Genomic DNA, 19,243 nt, shown 5'->3' on the forward strand with positions numbered 1-19,243 from the left:
ATTGGAGTCACCGAGGGTTAAGAAGTCTAACTGAAAGGTATCAGACTCTACGTCATACTTAATTGAACCGCCGTATACCGAACGGTACGTACGGTGGTGTGAGAGGTCGGGGGTTAGTCACCCCCTCCTACTCGATTGATGAAATGGAGGGGCTCATATGTTAAGATGGTCTGTGGATAATTTTACTTAAAGAAAAATTTATTGGGAGTTGTGGATAACGTAGTTTTTCTTTTAAAGAAGCGGAAAAAATAATAAAAAAAGTAAGAGGAAGGAGAAAGGTAACATGATTTATTGCTGCCTAGAGCACGTAGAATTGGCTTTAGATACAGTGGTTGACGAGTATGAAGTTGCCCCCGAGCTAATAAAATTATCGGAGGATCAACAGTTATCAACAACCTGTGAATATTGCGAAAAGAAGGCTGTATATATTGTGGCGAACTAATATTCCCATACAATATGTGGATAGTTATTGTGGACATGTGGATAACTATTGTGGATATATTGTTTGTAAATTGTTTGTAAAGTGAGGACAAGTTGTGAATATCTCCATTGTAACGGTTGGCAAACTGAAAGAAAAATATTTAAAGCAAGGCATCGACGAATATTTAAAGCGTCTCTCCAGCTATGCAAAAGTAGAAATTATCGAGCTGCCCGACGAAAAAGCTCCAGAAACCTTAAGCGAAACCGAAATGCAGCAAATTAAAGATAAGGAAGGTGAGCGCATCCTGGCCAAAATCAGTCCGGATGCACATGTTATAGCCCTTGCCATTCAAGGCAAAATGAAATCCTCTGAGGAGCTCGCAGAAGGATTAGATAAGCTTGCTACGTATGGAAAAAGCAAAATCACATTCGTTATTGGAGGATCGCTTGGGTTAAGTGATGCAGTCATGAAACGAGCAGATGAAAGTCTGTCATTTTCTAAAATGACCTTTCCCCATCAGCTCATGAGGTTAATTTTAGTGGAGCAAATTTATCGGGCTTTTCGAATAAATCGGGGGGAACCGTATCACAAGTAGTGGAAAAGCAGATGTTGAAGTGGTACTTGATAAAGAGAGGTTTAAGAAGATTCAATGATGAAAATTCCACTCTTACCACCTTTCACACAAACTATAAAATATTAATATCGAAACAGATAAGACAGGTACAGCCCTGTCTTTTTTGATATATACTTATTTAGGTTATTCAAATAAATACCCTTTTTCATTACGATCTTTCTTATTAGCGTTATAAATCAAACGTAGGGATATAAACATTAATACAATTGCAATTATCCGATGGTAGTCAAATGAAATTTGAATGCTACCAAACCAGCCAAAGTGGTCAGTCAACAATCCCATTGAAAGTTGGCCAATAATGGCTGAGAGATTCGTTGCAATGACTCCAATTTTAGGTACTGCAAGTATGGTTAGAAATAAGTATCCTACTCCAAACCAAACCGCACTTAATTGCCACTTTGGTGCCTCGAAAATAGTTAATAGGTTACCACTTCCAAAAAATAAAACGACGATAAAAAGTATCATTGCTCCTGTAATAAAAGTTAAAAATGCACTTTCTAACGAACCGGCTTTGCTACTGAATGAACCGTTAATAGAAGATTGAGCACTTAGCACAATCCCACCAATGAGGGAAGAAAGTAATATAATAATTGACATAATAATACCTCCTTAATAAATTAAAACTAAGGAAACAATCATTAATGCAACAGCAATGATTTTTTCCTTTTTCACTTTAATTTTTGGACTACCTAACCAGCCTTTATGTTCAATAATCATACTCATTACCATTTGTCCAACTACAACACTACTCATTGCTAATCCAACCCCTACAATTGGAATACCAATAACGAGAATAGTTAGATAAATAACGCCGAGCAGTCCCCCTGATAATTGCCACTTTGGTGCTTTAAATGTATAAGACAGAGAACCTTTCCCCAAAAAAAGAAGAGCAATTCCTAGAATAATCGATCCGACTGCAAAGTTATATAAACTACTTTCTAATTTCCCAATGGATTCCCCCAATTCCGCATATATAGTTCCTTCTATACTTAATGTGACACCGGATAATAATGCGATTATATAAAATAGAATATTTTTCAAGCATAATCCCTCCATTCATATCTTTAATTTGAGACATTCCTTATCTAATAAAAATCTAACATGTAAGTAGGAGACTGATTATGTCTATTATCAGTCTCCCTAAAGTTAACCTAATTTTTCAATTACTGCTTTTGTAACAGCCAATGTAGATTGAGGGTTTTGCCCTGTAATTAAATTGCCATCCACTTCGAAGTGAGTAGACCAGTTTGGAGCGGCCACAAAAATAGCCCCTAATTCGCGAATTTTGCTTTCCAAAAGGAATGGAAGTTGATCCCTAAGTCCCGTATCAGCCTCTTCTCTATCTGTAAAAGCATTAACGCGTTTACCAGCAACAAGAGGTTGACCGTTAGATAATGTTGCTCCTACTAAACCAGCAGGACCATGGCAAACAGCAGCAACAATCTTACCTTCCTCAAAAAAGTCCCGTAATAATTCCTGAAGTTTTTTATTATTAGGAAGGTCAAACATTGTACCATGCCCCCCTGGTAAAAAAATTGCATCAAATTCTTGAGAAGATAGTGCATCTAACTTGATAGTGTTCTGTAAATACTTTTCAGTATCTAAAATCTCTTGAGGAGTATCTTCATTTGCACTAGCTGGATCAATTGTACTTTTTCCTCCTAGGGGACTTGCAACTGTAATTTGGTACCCTTTTTTCGTAAATTCTATATAAGGTTCTGCAAATTCCGATAACCAAACACCTGTTTGTTTACCATTACTAAGTTCTTTATGACTAGTAACAACCATTAAAATCTTTTTTGTCATAAGGTTTTACCTCCTTAAAATGTTTTTTGTTACACTGGTTATTTTAAGTCCAGATTTACTATAAAACAAATTATGTTTTTATGGGTTATATATAAATATATTTATATCAAACGGTAAGGGTACACTTTGCATCATTTTGATAAATGAATGCATGTTAAGAAAATAAAAGAAGCCATCCAGTATATACTGAATGACTATACATAGCATTGAATAATTAGTTATTTTTCCATTGAAAGTATATCTACTATTTTATTGATTTCTGGCAAATGTTTATTTTTTGTTTTATATGCAATATATAATTTGTTGCTTACTTTTAACTCCTTAAATAATACTTTTGATTTTGCTTCTTGCATTGAATTTACTAGAATAAAAGTCGGAATTAGACTGATTCCCATTCCGTTTTCTATAGCTTTTAAAATAAGGTGTAAGTTAGGAATAATATGAACTGGTTTAATAATTGGCCGTTTTTTAAAGTGTTCTCTCCATAGCCTTCTAATAATCGGTAAATCTAATCCGTAACTAATCCATTTTTGAGATAAAAGCCATTCTTCCTTAGACTTCAAATCTATATTCTCTGGTATTTCTAAGTGATAAGGTGCAACAATTACGAACTCCTCTTCACATAGAAACAAGTATTCAATTTCGGGTGATTGATACTTTTGTGAAGTAATAATGATATCTACTTTATCTTCCTTTAATAGTTCAAGTAACTGGTCGGCAGTTCCAAAATGTGAAACAGTACTTGTATTAAATTCGTTAAGTTTTGAAAGGATATTTTCATAATAGTATTCGATTGCGGATCCGATTCTTATAATGGACAGTGCAGGAGAAGAGGTAGAGTGAAAACTTAAACTAGTTGCTTCTAATGACTCAATAAGCGGGGCTACTTGAGAATATAACTCCTTTCCTCTTTCCGTGGGCACCATTTTTCTAGAAGTTCTAGTAAATAAAGGTTCGCCAACTTCTGATTCTAATGAGGCTAAGTGTTGACTCAATGCAGGTTGTGTCATAATTCGGGCTTTGGCCGCTTCGGATACTGAATTGTACTTATATATATAAATGAAACTCCTATACCATTCAAGATCTATCATCAAATCACCTCTTATACTAGGCTAAAATTAGCGGTTTTATATATAAGAATAGTCTTTCCTATATTAAAGCATAATTTTCCTTTATTAAATGTACAAATGTAAGGAATCATCTTATATGGACATCTGAAAAAACTATCATGATTTATTGAACATTAAATGTCATTTCATAATTAGGGATGGGAAAAGTTTTTATAGAAATGGAGTTTAAGAGGAATTCTTGGTATGTCAACACTAGACTAGACAATTTTTTTAAGGTGTTCTATTTTGTATTCAATTGGGCTTAAATACCCCAGTGATCCGTGAATTCTTATATGATTAAACCAATGAACATAATCTTCTAATTCCAACTTTAATTGTTCTAAACTTTCAAAATATTTACCTTTTACAAATTCTGTCTTGATAATTTTTAATGTGGCTTCGTCTACTGCGTTATCATATGGGCAACCTTTCATGCTTAACGACCGTTTAATCTCGAATGTATCTAAAGCTTCATCGATTGTCTTGTTTTTAAACTCGTTTCCTCGGTCTGTGTGAAATAGTTGAATTTGTCTTAAATCAGCTTTAATCGTTGATAAGGCTTGGTAGACTAGTCCAGCATCTTTATTAGGACCGGCACTATGTCCAACAATTTCTCTATTGTAAAGATCAACAAATAGACATATGTAATGCCAATTTTTTTGGACCCTTACGTATGTTAAATCACTGATTACAACCGTTAATTCCTTTTGTTGATCAAATTCCCTATTCAACACATTTTCAACTTTAGATTCATTATATTTATCCACATGTGGCTTAAACTGGGCAACTGTATATTTTGATACTAGCCCATTTTCTTTCATGATTCGGCCAACGCTTGTTAGCAGTATACCCAGATTAGGTAGTTAGTCTACTTGACCTTAATTTTTTTGTCCAGTTAAGTGTAGCCGATTCAAGGGTTAGTTAATTAATGTAATCAAATATTCTTTGATAACCAAAAGGTAAAACAGAAGCAACTAAAGTACCTATGACGATTGAAGAAGTTGAAAAAACAATAAATTTCCGAAGTGATATTTCATTCCTTTTATAAGCGATAATGAAAGCCTTCATCATAAAAAAGACAGTAATAAATATTATAATAGCAGAAAAAACACTTGTTAAAATTACTTCCAATGTATAACTCCATTCACAAAAATATTTCAACTAAATTTTACCACCTAATCAAAAGGGTAGGTACAAAATTAATTATTTGTTATGAGAATTTTATTTGACTTATGCTTTTATTTGTATGTGAAGTTTTAAATAAACAACTATCCAAAATCATTCTTTTATTCGTTTCATTATCGCTTCGATGTTTTACTGTATCTAAGAATCGAAACCAACTCAAATAATGGTCGAGGTATTTTGTCGCCACACCATTAAATCGTTGCATCCAGCCTTTTAATCGACTGTGATAGTTATTGACATTTTGTATATGATAAAGTCCTTTAACACGCTCCTTACCGTCAGATTGATAATGCTCCAATCCTTTACTCTTTGAATAAAATGGAAAAATGAATCGATATAGCTCTACATCAGGGTATCATAGATCGAATGAACCTAAATATGAACAATCAATCGTTAACCATACAATCATCATTTTTGATTGAACCCAATTTTCATGTAGATAACGATAGTCACCGTGTAGTATTCAAAATATTAAAAATACTTGTACTAACCTACTATTTTTCCCCATATACATCGTATAAACATTTTCAAAGGAGGGTTTATATGGAGTTTCATCAAGTGTATGATCCGATGGGGAATGCATTTTTATCAACGGTGTTGGCTGCCATTCCAATTTTGACATTGTTGTATTTGCTAGCTTTTCATCCTCATAAAGATCAGATGGGAAGAACTCATTATGGAATTGCAGCACCTAAGGCTGCGCTTATTGCCGGGGTGGTTACCATTCTTACGGCGATATTGCTAGTAGGGATGCCGGTTTCGTCTACCTTAGCTGCATTTGGTTACGGTTCTTTTTTCGGCATGATGCCTATTGGTTGGATTGTCGTTGCGGCCATGTTTTTGTATACGATTACATTGGTTACGGGTCAATTTGATATTGTGAAGTCATCCGTTGTTCATTTATCTTCTGACAGGCGCATCCAAACACTCCTCATCGCTTTTTCTTTTGGGGCTTTTATCGAAGGTGCTGCGGGCTTTGGTACTCCAGTGGCTATAGCTGGAGCACTGATGGTCGGACTTGGATTTCGACCTATGGCGGCAGCTGTACTCTGTTTGATTGCTAATACGGCTCCTGTAGCCTATGGAGCTGTAGGGACTCCAATCATTACATTGGCAAAGGTTACTGGACTTCCAGAAATGGCTTTGTCCGCAATGGCAGGACGCCAGCTTCCTTTTTTCTCCGTCATTATACCTTTCTGGCTTATTGCAACCATGGTATTCATGCATAAAGGAAAATGGAAACAGGTCATGGAGATTTGGCCTGCAATTTTAGTTTCCGGTGTTTCTTTTGCGGTCACTCAGTTTGTTGTTTCTAACTATGTTGGCCCTATGCTTGTTGATATATTAGGTGGTATCATTTCGATTCTTTCATTAATCGTACTCCTCAAAGTATGGCAGCCTAAGAATAAATTTTATCTGCCAGGAGAAGAGGAGGATATGAAGGCACTTGAGCAGAAGGAAACGAAATATAGAGCAGGAGAAGTAGCCAAGGCCTGGGCGCCATGGGCCATCCTGACACTCTTTGTGTTCATGTGGGGGCTGCCACAATGGAAGAACTTCCTAAACTCCATAAATGTGTTTGGTATTAAATCATTGTATAGCATTCCTGTTCCTTTTTTGGACCAACTTGTTTTCCGAAGTCCGCCTCTTGCAAAGGAACAAATAGCGGAAGCAGCTATATATTCCTTTAATTGGCTCTCAGCAGCAGGTACAGGAGTGTTCCTGGCCGCACTGCTAAGCGGGTTGTTCCTTCGAATGGACAGAGAACAATGGAAACTTTCTATTATACGAACAGCCCAAAGGATGAAGACGCCCTTAATTACGATTGCTTTGGTTTTGGGATTAGGATTTACAACGCGTTATTCTGGTTTGGACGCTATTCTTGGTCTTGCTTTTACTAAAACCGGCGTATTATATCCGTTTTTCGCAGCAATGTTAGGTTGGCTGGGGGTCTTTCTAACAGGAAGCGACACCTCTTCGAACGCTCTCTTCGGGAGTATGCAGAGAATTACGGCGGATCAGCTGGGACTAGATCCAGTGCTTATTGCCGCATCTAACTCAACAGGGGGAGTCATGGGGAAAATGATTGATGCCCAAAGTATCGTCGTAGCAACTGCAGCATGTTATGAGAATCGTAACGAAGGTGCCAATGCCGTAGGGCCAATATTCCGAGCTGTCTTTTTCCATAGTATTGTTCTAGCTGCTTTAATGGGAGTATTAGTCATGTTGCAAGCATATGTGTTCCCGTGGATGATCCCGGCATACACCTTATAAGAAAGACAAGAGTCATGAAAAAATCCTCCGGCATAATGTGTATGATTTGAATCACATTATGTCAGAGGATTTTTAGCTATATGGTTAATATCCAAGTATATTAGCTAGGATATAAGTGTTTTACCTTTATATTTAAAATTAACGTACACCCTTCATATAGCTCTGAATTTTTGGTGATAGTGCGAAGAGGATGATACTTAGGACGATGGATGCTCCTCCAATTACACCAAAATATTGCATTTCAGTTTCAGGTGTATAGAATTTAACAATCTGTGCATTAATCGCTTGAGCAGCTGCACTTGATAAGAACCATAAACTCATCATTTGTGCTGAGAAGGCAGCTGGCGCTAATTTTGTTGTGGCTGAAAGACCTACTGGTGACAAGCATAATTCCCCAAATACCACAATTAAATAACTAAGAACAAGCCATAATGGGTTTACCAATGAATCTGTGCCGCCAAAATAAGCTGGTAAAAGAATGACAAGGAATGATAAACCTGCGAACAATAAGCTTAAAGCAAATTTCGTAGGAACCGATGGCTGACGATTCCCTAGCTTCACCCATAACCACGCAAACACAGGCGCTAACGTGATAATAAATAATGGGTTTAATGATTGGAACCAAGCAGGTGAAATGTGAATGCCTGCAAAGTCTAATTGTGTACGTTTATCCGCATAATTGGCAAGAATGGTTGATCCTTGCTCTTGAATAGCCCAAAACATAACAGATGCAATAAATAGCGGAATATAAGCGAGTATTCGTGAACGCTCTGTTTCTGTTGTTTTAGGGCTACGGTACATAGTAACAAAATAAGCAGTTGGAAGTAGAATTCCCAAAACTCCTACAAGAGCAATAAACGTGTCAAATGTAAGTAGACCTGTTGGAATACCAACAGCAATTAAGGCACCAATAAGAGCAGCACCCAAACCAATTCTTGTGAAGACTTTTTTCTTCTCAGCTGGTGAAAGAGGATTTGGCACATAGGTACCTGCAAGACCAAGATTTTTTTTCTTTGTAAAAACAAAAACGATTAGTCCTAAAAACATACCAATGGCTGCAATACCAAAACCTAAGTGGAAGCTATAATTCATTCCAACTGTACCTACAACTAATGGAGAGAGGAATCCTCCAAGGTTAATCCCCATATAGAAAATACTGAATCCAGCATCACGGCGATTATCTTCTTCGCTGTACATATCACCTATAATGCTAGAAATATTAGGCTTCAGCATACCTGTACCGATTATAATCAAGGCCATGGAAATGAAGAACATGGAAATATTTCCTGGAAATGCCAATACAATATGACCAAGCATAATCAATATTCCACCGTAAAATACGGCTTTTGAAGTACCAAATATCCTGTCTGCCAGCCAGCCACCAATAATACCGGACATATACACTAATGATCCGTAGATGGACATAATGGCAAGGGCAGTCGTTTCATCAATCCCCAATCCACCTTTTGATACTTCATAATACATATAGAATACGAGAATCGCTCTCATACCATAGTACGAGAAACGCTCCCAAAACTCAGTGAAGAAAAGAGTAAGTAATCCCTTAGGATGTCCGAAAAATCCTTTTTGAGGGACGCTTGACACAATTTTCTGTTTATTCATTGCTGACATAGCATAAACCTCCCTTTGATATTTCAATATAATAATTTATTATTTCTATATTGTCAAAATTTTTTTGTGTGTAAATATTTTCAATATTAAACGAAATTACAAATTTTATTAGAATAGTAAATTAATTCTAGTCAAATTAAATATCATTCTCTCTTTTGAACTTAGAAAATCTTAGACGAAAAAAGATTAACGATCTAATTTATATACAGTATGGTGAATTTTACCACAAAATAAAAAAGGGAATCGAACCCTATTGATCCCCTTTTCTAGGATAGAAGTCATATCATGATAGGCATGTATGATTGTTCTTAGGACAATAGGAACACTTCTCATTTCCTGGAATTTGATAGTAGGAGCAACAGGTAACTCGAGCATAGTTAGCCATAGCGTCCTCCGGTGTTTGTCCGTTTAAAAATCGCTGGAACGGCGAAGTTCTTTCAATATCTTTCCACGTCACAGGGTCTAGCAGATAGTCTAGATCATGACGTGCTCTTGAAGAAATATCCTCCCCTTGCTGCAGCAGCTGTACGTACATCCACAGGACATAGCCCCAAATATTTTCCCACAGCACGAGCGGCGAGCTATTGGTTTCAGCAGCAACCGCTTGAACAATCCTTCGACAATCCTGACAAATCAAACGTTGGATGGTTTCCTTCACATCTTGTTCTGTTTTTACACGTATCCATTTTTCGTTAGAAAGCGACCACTGTGGGGCCCAGCGATCGTTCAAAAACCGATCGATGACTCTAACTTGAGACACATCGCCTGTCCATTTAACGCGATACTTGCTAAGGATAAATAATTGAGCTATAAACAAAAAGGCGACATGCCTCATCAAAATGGAACCCATAACATAAAGCTGTTCGGCTTTTGTCCGTTCTTTCACAAGCAGGAGTAGCTTTGATAAATCTTTTTCTAAAAAAGCTCCTATAGGTACATCATCATGAACAATATGGAACTGTTCAAGCTCCTTCCAAAGTTCGTTTTGTTGTAGCATGATCCACTACTACCTCTACTTTACTAAATCATAAGAAATCATGGCTGGTTTGTTTGTTCTAGGGTCTGTAACAATCGCTGTATCGATATTAAATACTTGTTTAAGAACATCAGTAGTCATTACTTTTTCTGGAGCTCCCTGTTTAACAATCTTTCCATTCCTGAGTGCAACCATGTGATGAGCAAAACGGGCAGCATGATTTAAATCATGAATGACCATAACAATGGTCCGTCCATCTTCTTGATTTAATTTTTCTAGGAGTTGTAAAACCTCTAATTGATGAGCTAAATCTAAATACGTAGTAGGTTCGTCTAAAAGCAATAAATCGGTTTCCTGAGCAATTGCCATCGCAATCCAAGCTCGTTGTCTTTGTCCACCTGATAAAGTATCAACAGCCTGGTCCCGAAGATTGGTTAATCCAGTAACGTCAAGCGCCCAATCAATCATATCGCAATCATGCTTACTGAGTCGGGAAAATCCTGATTGATACGGTGTTCGTCCATATGAAATTAATTCATATACTGTCAGACCACTTGGTGCCTCTGGTGACTGAGGGAGAATGGCCAGCTTTTTAGCCACTTCCTTAGTTGGTGTCTTGTGAATCATTTTCCCATCTAAATAAATAGCTCCAGATAAAGCAGGATGCAGCCGTGCCACGGTTTTTAAAATAGTCGACTTACCACAACCGTTTGGACCAATAATAGCAGTAATTTGATTCGATGGAATGTCTAAATTTAATTGATCCACAATAATTCGATCCTCGTAACCAATGGTTAACTGTTCTGCTGATAGAGTTGTCATAGCGATCCCTTCTTATCACTTTTTCATTAATAAATAAACAAAATATGGAACACTAACAATGGATACGACAAGTCCAGCCGGAATCTCTGTCGGTGACAATATATTTGTTCCTATCGTATCAGCTACTAGTAAAATGATGGATCCTAGAATGGCGGCGATTGGAAGTAAGAAATAATGATTAGGTCCTATTAAACGCCTTGAAATATGTGGGGCTATCAGACCTAAGAAAGCAATTCCACCACCTGCAGCCACTCCAAGACCAGCTAAACATACCGCTAATACAAGTAAAAATAGACGTTCACGATCTGCACGTATTCCAAGACCCGTTGCGACTGAACTTCCTAAATTCAAAATATTAAGTGTATGCGCTTTGTACAAGGAGTATGGAACGAGGATTAGAAACCAGGGCAATAAAGCCCATACAAATTTCCACTGCGTTGCCCATAAATCTCCCGACAACCACACCATTGCTTGCATAAAATCATGAGGTGTCATTCTTAATTGAAGCGCAATCAACATAGCACTTAAACCTGCATTGATTCCGATTCCAACTAAAATAAGGCGAATGGAATGAAATCCGCGTTTCCAAGCAAGAATCATTATTAAACCTGCTGTTAATAAAGCTCCTAAAAAAGAAAAGAGCGGTAAAGCAAAGGTACTAAGCGTACCAAGGCTTCCTGTTGCAGTTTTGAAAAAAGAAATATAAATGACGACAGCTAATCCTGCACCAGCATTAATGCCCAAAATACCAGGGTCAGCTAATTCATTACGTGTTACGCTTTGTAAAATGGTACCCGAAACCGCCATACCTGCACCAACGAGAATAGCTAATACAATGGCCGGTAGACGAATCTCAAATAAGATTAACTGTTGTTGCTCCGTCCCATGCCCCATAATCGTGTAGAACACTTCGTTTGGTGAAATGGTTACGACACCGAGATTCAAACTGACTAAACAAGCTGAAAAAAGAAGCACTAGTAATCCCAACATCGTCCATTTAAACTTTCTTGAAATGCTGTTCATACTAATCTACTTCCTTTACTTCGAACTAAATATAAGAAAAAGGGCACTCCAATTGCTGCTGTGACTACACCAATAGGCGTTTCAAAAGGAGCATTCATCATTCTAGCTCCAACATCTGCTAAAACTAGCAGTAAACTACCCAATACTGCTGAAACTGGGAGCATAAAGCGATAATCGGGTCCAACTAACATTCGGCTAATATGAGGTACAACGAGTCCAACAAAACCAATGGACCCAGCTACAGAAACGGAACTTCCGGTTAATAGTAAAACGGCGGTAACGCTAAGTGCTTTGACTAGATTTAAATGAATCCCCAGTCCTTGCGTGACTTCCTCTCCAAGATTGAGCAACGTTAAAGTACGAGCAATGAAAAATACAATGGGGAGCCCAATACAGCCAACAAAACTAAGAACTTTAACATCGCCCCAGTTTGTATTCGCTAACCCGCCCGCATACCAAAAGCTCATCTCTTTTGACACATCAAAATGCAGTGCTATAGCTGAAGTCAATGAACTTAAAAACATTCCGATCGCTACACCAGCCAGTGCTAATTTAACAGGTGTCGCTCCACCTTTTGAAGTAGCAGCTAAGGTAAATACGAAAAGCACAGATAATCCAGCACCAATCATAGAAGCGGCAGTTGCTCCAAAAGTCGAAACACTCGGAAACAAGGCTAATGTCATAACAAGCGAAAATGCCGCTCCATAAGATACCCCTAAGAGAGACGGTTCAGCGAGTGAATTTTTAGTGATCGCCTGCATAATGGCTCCAGATACTGCTAAATAAGAGCCGATTAATGCAGCTGCCAATGCTCGTGGTAGACGGATTTCTTGGAGAATTTGGTGTGCTTGTTGATCAGAATGATAATCAAATATTGCTTGCCAAACTGTCGTCAGTTTGATCGTTGTCGTTCCATATACGAGAGAAAGACCCATCGCTAACAAGATACCAATCAATCCAAAAAACAAAATGAACCCTGTTTTTACACTACGTCCTTTTACTCCCGAAGCTCGCCTTACTAATTGTGTCACTAGCTAAAACTACCCTTCTTTAGTTATTTAAAAATAGTGAAAATAGTTCTCAATATCAATTAAGTATAAGATGATTCTGTATTTCTTTCAATATATTTCAGCCAATTATCAAATAAATGACAAGTAATTGTTGACGAATGTAATGATAATGATTATCATTGTTAACGGAATAAAAAATTGGGAGGGTTCACATGAGAATTCAAAATACTTATAAAACGATTATCACTGTTTTTATTTGTGCTATTTTGTTGTTAGCAGGCTGTGGAAAGAACAACACGGATAAGGAAACAAAAGAACAGCCAAAAGAAGTAACAGTGACAGATGCAATGGGAAAAGTAACAATTCCTGCAAACCCGAAACGCATTCTTGCTCCATACATGGAGGATTCGCTCGTAGCACTTGGAGTAAAGCCAGTGGCTCAGTGGTCCATTGGAACAACTGTATTAGATTATTTGCAATCTGATTTAAAAGACGTGCCAACAATTGGTTGGGATTTACCATTAGAGCAAACGATTAAAGCAAAGCCTGACTTCATTATTTTTAGTTCAGCAGGTGCTATTCAAAACGGTAACTATGAACAGTACAAAAAAGTAGCCCCAACTTATGTTTTTAAAGATGAAGAGGGATCCGACTGGCGTAAACAATTACAAGTAATGGGTCAATTGTTAGGTAAAGAGAAAGAAGCGAAAAATGCATTAGCTGATTATAACGAAAAAGCTAAACAAGCATCTAAGAAGATTAAAGAAGCAATTGGTGATGAAACAGCAGCCATTATATGGGTAGCTGGTGATCAATTCTACGTATTTGAAAACACACGCTTTGCAGCAAATGTTCTTTATGGTGATTTAGGTGTTGCTCAGCCTCAAATGATTCAAACATTACCTGCAGCTGAAGCAACATGGAAGCCAATGTCACTTGAAGCATTATCTAAACTTGATGCGGATCACATTTTTCTTGTTAGCAAACCTGGTGAAACTGGTTTAGAAACATTAAAAAATAGTTCTGTTTGGAAAGGTATTCCAGCTGTGCAAAAAGACAACGTATATCATATGGAAGATCCAAGCCATTGGACAATTAACGGTGTAATGGCTAATTCATTAACAATGGATAAAATTGTAGATTCTTTAACGAAATAAATATACTTTCTCCACAACCTAGTAGGGACTGGCATGAATGTCAGTCCTATTTTTTTGTTTAAGCAATGATTGCATTTTGTTTAGTAAATAGATAAAGAAAAACGATGCAAAAATGAACTGCACCCCAATTGTTAGACACACAACTAACAATTGGGGTGCAGTTCATAATAGGTATGGATATTAAATACCTTAAGCTTAATTTGTTGGTATTTTATTAAATGACTCCGTGTGTGATCATTGCATCAGCCACTTTAATAAATCCTGCGATATTGGCACCTACTACCAGGTTTCCTGGATAGCCGTATTCCTCAGCAGCTTTAACACTGTTTCGATAAATGTTTGTCATGATTTCGTGTAATTTAGCATCCACTTCTTCAAATGTCCAGGATAGTCTCATACTGTTTTGTGCCATTTCTAAGGCAGACACTGCTACACCACCTGCATTGGCTGCTTTTGCTGGACCGAAGAGAATGTTGTTGTTTAGAAATACATCAATTGCTTCCAATGTGGATGGCATGTTTGCACCTTCACCGATTGCTTTTACTCCGTTAGCAACTAATAGCCTTGCGGATGCCTCATTGATTTCATTCTGGGTGGCGCATGGCAGAGCGATATCACAAGGGATGGACCAGATTCCTGTACAACCTTCATGGTATTCTGCGTGTGGATGTTCCTTTACATATTCTTGTATTCTTTTTCTTTCAACTTCTTTTAGTCTCTTAACTGTTTCAAGGTTAATGCCATTTTTGTCATAAACATAGCCATTCGAATCGCTGCAAGCGACAACCGTTGCACCTAATTGGGTGGCTTTTTCTATAGCGTAGATGGAAACATTACCAGAGCCGGACACAACAACCGTGCTTCCTTCAAAGCTTAGTCCATGGTCTTTCAACATTTCCTCAACAAAGTAGACTGTACCATATCCTGTGGCCTCTGTTCTGGCCAAACTTCCGCCATAATCAAGGCCTTTTCCTGTTAATACTCCTGCTTCATAGCCTCCACGAATTCTTTTATATTGTCCGAACAAGAAGCCGATTTCTCTTGCACCAACTCCAATATCACCAGCTGGAACGTCCATATCAGGGCCTATGTATTTGTAGAGTTCTGTCATAAAGCTTTGCGTGAATCTCATGATTTCCCCGTCAGATTTTCCTTTCGGATCAAAATCGGATCCGCCTTTGCCTCCTCCTATTGGTTGACCGGTTAGGGAATTTTTAAAGATTTGCTCAAAGCCTAAAAACTTAATAATGCTGGCGTTAACCGAAGGGTGGAATCTTAAGCCGCCTTTATAAGGTCCAATCGCACTGTTAAACTGTACACGAAATCCTCGGTTTACTCTTACTTTTCCTTGATCATCGACCCAAGGAACACGAAAGGTGATCATTCTTTCCGGCTCTGAAATTCTTTCCAGGATGTTGCTTTCCATGTATTTAGGATACTTTGCAAATACTGGAATAAGAGAATCAAAAATTTCTTTAACGGCCTGGTGAAACTCACTTTCGTTAGGATTACGTTTTATTACCGCTTCATACACCTCATTTACGTAATCTCTTGCGACTTGCATGGCATCTTTTTTTACTGTCTGTAAAGTAGTCATTTCTCTCCCATTCTCCCCTTTTTTTGATTAGTGATATGTATTGAATGATTGGATATTAATTAGAATTTTGTAAGATCCTAATTAAATTTGAAAATAACGTGTATTATTTACCATGTTGTATATTATAATATAAAAATTAATTAAAAAAATATGAAAATTTAAAAAACCTTTGTGGTGAAGTGAGTGTAAAGATGGTAAAAACATAGAGAAAATATAAAGAGATGAATGATAAAAGTAGAGTACATATGATCATAAAGATCGAGGAAATTTATAAGAAAGGCTGTCTCAATGTAGGTCATGAGACAGCCTATTCTAATTCTTTCTGCCTTCTTTTAATAATTGACCGAATTATACATTCAAGAACTTCACACACACCGGTTCAGGAATTGTGACATCAGATTGCAGGAGTGTGAGTTTTCCTGTAGAGCGATCTCTAGAATATAATACAAGGTTGTGGGATTTTTCATTGGAAGCGACAAGAAATGCTTCAGATGGATCCAATACAAAATCACGAGGCCAATTTCCTTCTGTTGAAGTATGCTCCACAAAGGTTAATGTGCCTGTTTTTTCGTCGACGCTGTAAAGGGCAATCGTATTATGGCCACGGTTTGCTGCGTATACAAATCGACCATCAGAGGAAACATGAATGGCACTGCATTGATTATTTTCTGTAAAATCTGCTGGAATGGTCGAAACGTATTGAAGCTCTTTGAAGCTGCCGTTTACAGGGTTATATTCAACCGTAATGATTTCAGAACTAAGCTCAGTAATAATATAGGCAAGTTTTCCATTCGGATGAAACGCAATATGGCGCGGTCCGCTTCCAGGTTTGACTGAAAGGCTCGCAGCCTTCGAAAGAATCCCATCCTGTAACGTGTATGTAATGACCTGATCAATACCTAAATCAACTGCCACAACATACTTTTCGTCAGGTGTGAATCCTGCGTAATGAGCATGCGGCTTTTCTTGTCGCTCTTTGTTTGGACCTGTGCCTTCATGCTGAACGATAGAAGATGCAGGGTTAACACGACCATTTTCTGTATTTACAAGATAAAATTCAACCGTTCCTTTATGATAATTGGCAGAGAGGATGTTTTTATGATCCTTGCTTATGCTCACATGGCAAGGAGATGCCCCGGGCAATAATTCTCGGTTTAGTTCATGTAGTTCTCCCGTTTCTTCATCAATAGAAAAGCTGGCTACTCCGCCTAAATCGTTTTCTTTGACGACAGAGTATAAAAATTGATTGTCAGAACTTATGGCTAAATATGTAGGGTTCTCTAGTTCAGCCGCTAGCTTGACTTCAGTAATGATTGCAGATTCTGTATCGAGCGTAAAAGAATAAATCCCTTTACTGTTTTCCTTCGTATATGTACCAACATAGCCCCTAAATTTTTTGTTTGTTGTCAACATAATCACTCCTATACGATTGGTTCCTCCATTTCTAAGTTAGGGAGGACGATCTTTTCAATAATGCCGAAATCATCTTATATCCACTAGCATAGCCTGTATATCATGACCGAATCCAAAATCTATTATACTAGATTCTTCACCTTTAATCGCCTTAACAAGATGATCAATGAGAGAATCGGAGAAGACTGAATCGATTTATCTTAAGCTCAAGGCGCTGTAGATTACCTATGTAGTGTACCTTTATATGATGAATTGGATCCATGTAGGTGTTACAAGAAAAAATGTACGGATCTTCGTCACAAAACCACTTCCTCTTTTGTCATATTAGTAAAAGGATCTAAAGGAGTGGGATCATGAATAAACATGTAAATAAGTGTTGGGATGTCGTCATTATCGGGGGAGGTCTTAGTGGGCTTGTTGCCGCCAATGATCTTGGTGAGCAAAATCTCAAAGTACTGGTTATTGAAAAGGGGAAAACGCTTGGTGGTCTTGCAAGAACAGATGTAACAAGTGCGAATCCAAACTGGTCAAAAAAAGAGTTGACGGATTTGTTATATATGCATTTGAAATTGACAACGGATGAAGTTGTTGCAAGGATTCATAAGGATTGGGATGCAGATATTCGTGCTTTTGATGTCGGTGAAAACCATATCATTAAAATGGCGGATGCACTTACCGCCGGAATTGTGAAGCAATTTCCTAAGAAATTTGAATAATTGATGAGAAGGGGGCTGTTCAATAAGTTGAATTTTCGGCTTTTGGATGCCCCTTTTTATGTTCAAGAATATTGATATATTACCATTCTTGATTTTCAATTTTTAATAAAGTTGCCCTATTCAGACGGCCTCTGTTTAGATTTACATAAATTGTTTCACTGAACGCGAGGGTGAAAGATTTTAGTTTCTTCGGGTGCATTTTCTTTGACTGTTAGTTCAGTAGGCGGAATTTTATAAATGACAGTTTTGCTACCTAGTGAAGACTGTATTTTTCTACATGACTTTTTGCAAGAGGAGTATCATAGTATCCTGCACATATTTATTGACCATTTCCTGCATAACAGAGGTGGCTTCATCAAGGTTGGTTACAGTTTATATTCCCCCCTAATTCGGACTATCATAGTCGATTACCTGCTGGCCCTGTCCGAATAACCTTCACATTCGGCCTATCATAGTCGATTACCTGCTGGTCCTGTCCAAATAGCCTCTTATTTGTCTTGGTGGAAATATCTATAATATGTACAATTACTAGTTGAATTACCACTATAAATCATTCCAAATTGACATACTGTCTATTAATAATTTCTATACTGTAAATTCATATGTGAAAGGTTCGTAAAAGTGTAGGAAATCTTGCTACATCTTTAAAGAAACAAACGATATTTCCTCTCTATTTTTCTAAACGCCATGACGCTCATATAAGCAGTATCTGTATTAGCAGGAACAGGGTCAACCAAAGTTCTGAGTTCCTCGCTGACTGTAAAACAAACGTTGGTATTTTCTTAGGATGAGATTCTAATTTAACAAAAAGATTTTTTTTGGAAGTGAAAGGATTATTTATAAGTACATCGTATTAGTAAGGTACTATAATATCGAAGGATGTGAACATGTTGATCCAACACTTTCGGGTAGCAAGACACTCAAACGATTTGGAAAGAATAAGAGAATTTTATGTAGGGCTTTTGGAGCTAAAGGAAATCGGTTCGTTTAAAGATCATGAGGACTATAATGGCGTCATGCTTGGACATGAGAATCATAGCTGGCATCTGGAATTTACGACGTCTCCTAAACCGCCAAATCGAGTCTCTGATCCAGATGATTTGTTGGTGTTTTACTATGAAGAAGAGACATTTTATAATCGTGCGGTTAAAAGGTTGATGGATGCTGGCATTGAAGTGGTAAAAGCGGAAAATCCATATTGGGATCGGGTAGGGAAAACCTTCTTAGACCCGGACGGAAATCGGATTGTTTTGTGTAACAAGAGATGGAATTAAATCTGTAAGAATATCAAGCAAAACTGGAGAAAATTTGTTCAGTTGTTTTTATATCCTTTATTCTCATAGTACGGAGTGAAAACTCGCTCTTAAAGATGATGGTTTCTGATGTAGGCAAGAAGAAAGAGTGGAATTTTTTCTATGACCCCTTTAAAAAAGGAATTTTCTGATTATTATTGAATAAATAATGAAAA

At 37.4% G+C, this 19,243-nt stretch carries 18 protein-coding genes and 2 pseudogenes; 6 read left to right on the top strand and 14 right to left on the bottom strand.

The genetic code is table 11. The annotated features are described in order from the left end of the window. Positions 1-283 precede the first annotated feature (283 nt). Positions 284-442, top strand: coding sequence for a CxxH/CxxC protein (locus GD441_RS07785; RefSeq protein WP_153125442.1), 159 nt, complete (start codon positions 284-286; stop codon positions 440-442). A 94-nt stretch (positions 443-536) separates the two neighbouring features. After that, positions 537-1,016 (top strand): 23S rRNA (pseudouridine(1915)-N(3))-methyltransferase RlmH, encoded by a 480-nt coding sequence (gene rlmH, locus GD441_RS07790; RefSeq protein ID WP_153125444.1) that lies wholly within the window; start codon positions 537-539, stop codon positions 1,014-1,016. A gap of 162 nt (positions 1,017-1,178) precedes the next feature. On the opposite strand, the gene GD441_RS07795 is transcribed toward rlmH, so the two are convergent. The 7 genes and pseudogenes from GD441_RS07795 to GD441_RS07825 all read right to left on the bottom strand — a co-directional run. Next, the gene (locus GD441_RS07795) at positions 1,179-1,652 is read right to left on the bottom strand and encodes a DMT family transporter (RefSeq protein ID WP_153125446.1); all 474 of its coding nucleotides are present in this window, start codon (positions 1,650-1,652) and stop codon (positions 1,179-1,181) included. A 12-nt stretch (positions 1,653-1,664) separates the two neighbouring features. Continuing rightward, entirely contained in the window at positions 1,665-2,096 is a 432-nt protein-coding gene (locus GD441_RS07800; RefSeq protein ID WP_225434169.1) for a DMT family transporter, read from the bottom strand. A 105-nt stretch (positions 2,097-2,201) separates the two neighbouring features. Next, positions 2,202-2,861: a type 1 glutamine amidotransferase domain-containing protein gene (locus tag GD441_RS07805; RefSeq protein ID WP_153125450.1), complete on the bottom strand. Its 660-nt coding sequence runs from the start codon at positions 2,859-2,861 to the stop codon at positions 2,202-2,204. Positions 2,862-3,079: 218 nt separating this feature from the next. After that, entirely contained in the window at positions 3,080-3,952 is an 873-nt protein-coding gene (locus GD441_RS07810; protein ID WP_153125452.1) for a LysR family transcriptional regulator, read from the bottom strand. Between the two features lie 236 nt (positions 3,953-4,188). After that, positions 4,189-4,800 (bottom strand): annotated as a pseudogene (locus GD441_RS07815) (IS3 family transposase); the annotation flags it as partial. Between the two features lie 91 nt (positions 4,801-4,891). After that, positions 4,892-5,101, bottom strand: a complete 210-nt coding sequence (locus GD441_RS07820) for a hypothetical protein (RefSeq protein WP_153125456.1) — start codon at positions 5,099-5,101, stop codon at positions 4,892-4,894. A 79-nt stretch (positions 5,102-5,180) separates the two neighbouring features. Continuing rightward, positions 5,181-5,453: pseudogene (locus GD441_RS07825) on the bottom strand (IS1595 family transposase); the annotation flags it as partial. A 245-nt stretch (positions 5,454-5,698) separates the two neighbouring features. Between GD441_RS07825 and GD441_RS07830 the strand changes: the two are divergent. Further along, entirely contained in the window at positions 5,699-7,429 is a 1,731-nt protein-coding gene (locus tag GD441_RS07830; RefSeq protein WP_153125458.1) for an L-lactate permease, read from the top strand. Positions 7,430-7,567: 138 nt separating this feature from the next. Here GD441_RS07830 and GD441_RS07835 read toward each other — a convergent pair whose 3' ends face one another. The 5 genes from GD441_RS07835 to GD441_RS07855 all read right to left on the bottom strand — a co-directional run bounded on the left by GD441_RS07835 (position 7,568) and on the right by GD441_RS07855 (position 12,829). Next, positions 7,568-9,061, bottom strand: a complete 1,494-nt coding sequence (locus GD441_RS07835; protein ID WP_153125460.1) for a peptide MFS transporter — start codon at positions 9,059-9,061, stop codon at positions 7,568-7,570. A gap of 283 nt (positions 9,062-9,344) precedes the next feature. Further along, entirely contained in the window at positions 9,345-10,058 is a 714-nt protein-coding gene (locus GD441_RS07840; RefSeq protein WP_153125462.1) for a (2Fe-2S)-binding protein, read from the bottom strand. 15 nt (positions 10,059-10,073) lie between these two features. Beyond that, on the bottom strand, positions 10,074-10,859 hold the full coding sequence (locus tag GD441_RS07845) for an ABC transporter ATP-binding protein (protein WP_153125464.1): 786 nt from the start codon (positions 10,857-10,859) through the stop codon (positions 10,074-10,076). 15 nt (positions 10,860-10,874) lie between these two features. Further along, the gene (locus GD441_RS07850; RefSeq protein WP_153125466.1) at positions 10,875-11,882 is read right to left on the bottom strand and encodes a FecCD family ABC transporter permease; all 1,008 of its coding nucleotides are present in this window, start codon (positions 11,880-11,882) and stop codon (positions 10,875-10,877) included. Further along, positions 11,879-12,829 (bottom strand): FecCD family ABC transporter permease, encoded by a 951-nt coding sequence (locus tag GD441_RS07855; RefSeq protein ID WP_420849670.1) that lies wholly within the window; start codon positions 12,827-12,829, stop codon positions 11,879-11,881. Before GD441_RS07855 ends, GD441_RS07850 begins: the two co-directional genes overlap by 4 nt. 275 nt (positions 12,830-13,104) lie before the next feature. Here GD441_RS07855 and GD441_RS07860 point away from each other — a divergent pair, with 275 nt between their 5' ends. After that, positions 13,105-14,049, top strand: coding sequence for an iron-hydroxamate ABC transporter substrate-binding protein (locus GD441_RS07860; protein ID WP_153125468.1), 945 nt, complete (start codon positions 13,105-13,107; stop codon positions 14,047-14,049). 214 nt (positions 14,050-14,263) lie between these two features. Here the strand turns inward: GD441_RS07860 and gdhA are convergent, their stop codons facing one another. After that, positions 14,264-15,646, bottom strand: a complete 1,383-nt coding sequence (gene gdhA, locus GD441_RS07865; RefSeq protein WP_153125470.1) for an NADP-specific glutamate dehydrogenase — start codon at positions 15,644-15,646, stop codon at positions 14,264-14,266. A gap of 348 nt (positions 15,647-15,994) precedes the next feature. Then, positions 15,995-17,056 carry a lactonase family protein gene (locus tag GD441_RS07870; protein WP_153125472.1) on the bottom strand — a complete coding sequence of 354 codons (1,062 nt, stop codon included), beginning with the start codon at positions 17,054-17,056 and terminating at the stop codon, positions 15,995-15,997. Between the two features lie 356 nt (positions 17,057-17,412). Between GD441_RS07870 and GD441_RS07875 the strand changes: the two genes are divergently transcribed. Both GD441_RS07875 and GD441_RS07885 read left to right on the top strand, forming a co-directional pair. Next, on the top strand, positions 17,413-17,775 hold the full coding sequence (locus GD441_RS07875) for an FAD-dependent oxidoreductase (protein WP_153125474.1): 363 nt from the start codon (positions 17,413-17,415) through the stop codon (positions 17,773-17,775). A gap of 887 nt (positions 17,776-18,662) precedes the next feature. After that, positions 18,663-19,049, top strand: a complete 387-nt coding sequence (locus tag GD441_RS07885; RefSeq protein WP_153125476.1) for a VOC family protein — start codon at positions 18,663-18,665, stop codon at positions 19,047-19,049. Positions 19,050-19,243: the final 194 nt, after the last annotated feature.

The sequence above is a fragment of the Peribacillus tepidiphilus genome (assembly GCF_009466385.1).
Lineage (GTDB): Bacteria > Bacillota > Bacilli > Bacillales > DSM-1321 > Bacillus_BN > Bacillus_BN tepidiphilus.

Excerpts from the sequence above, each read along its gene's own strand:
- GD441_RS07885 (WP_153125476.1), top strand. The coding sequence starts at position 18,663 with ATGTTGATCCAACACTTTCGGGTAGCAAGACACTCAAACGATTTGGAA.
- GD441_RS07845 (WP_153125464.1), bottom strand. The coding sequence starts at position 10,859 with ATGACAACTCTATCAGCAGAACAGTTAACCATTGGTTACGAGGATCGA.
- GD441_RS07835 (WP_153125460.1), bottom strand. The coding sequence starts at position 9,061 with ATGTCAGCAATGAATAAACAGAAAATTGTGTCAAGCGTCCCTCAAAAA.
- GD441_RS07860 (WP_153125468.1), top strand. The coding sequence starts at position 13,105 with ATGAGAATTCAAAATACTTATAAAACGATTATCACTGTTTTTATTTGT.
- GD441_RS07805 (WP_153125450.1), bottom strand. The coding sequence starts at position 2,861 with ATGACAAAAAAGATTTTAATGGTTGTTACTAGTCATAAAGAACTTAGT.
- gdhA (WP_153125470.1), bottom strand. The coding sequence starts at position 15,646 with ATGACTACTTTACAGACAGTAAAAAAAGATGCCATGCAAGTCGCAAGA.
- GD441_RS07785 (WP_153125442.1), top strand. The coding sequence starts at position 284 with ATGATTTATTGCTGCCTAGAGCACGTAGAATTGGCTTTAGATACAGTG.
- GD441_RS07810 (WP_153125452.1), bottom strand. The coding sequence starts at position 3,952 with ATGATAGATCTTGAATGGTATAGGAGTTTCATTTATATATATAAGTAC.
- GD441_RS07840 (WP_153125462.1), bottom strand. The coding sequence starts at position 10,058 with ATGCTACAACAAAACGAACTTTGGAAGGAGCTTGAACAGTTCCATATT.
- GD441_RS07850 (WP_153125466.1), bottom strand. The coding sequence starts at position 11,882 with ATGAACAGCATTTCAAGAAAGTTTAAATGGACGATGTTGGGATTACTA.
- GD441_RS07795 (WP_153125446.1), bottom strand. The coding sequence starts at position 1,652 with ATGTCAATTATTATATTACTTTCTTCCCTCATTGGTGGGATTGTGCTA.
- GD441_RS07830 (WP_153125458.1), top strand. The coding sequence starts at position 5,699 with ATGGAGTTTCATCAAGTGTATGATCCGATGGGGAATGCATTTTTATCA.
- GD441_RS07875 (WP_153125474.1), top strand. The coding sequence starts at position 17,413 with ATGAATAAACATGTAAATAAGTGTTGGGATGTCGTCATTATCGGGGGA.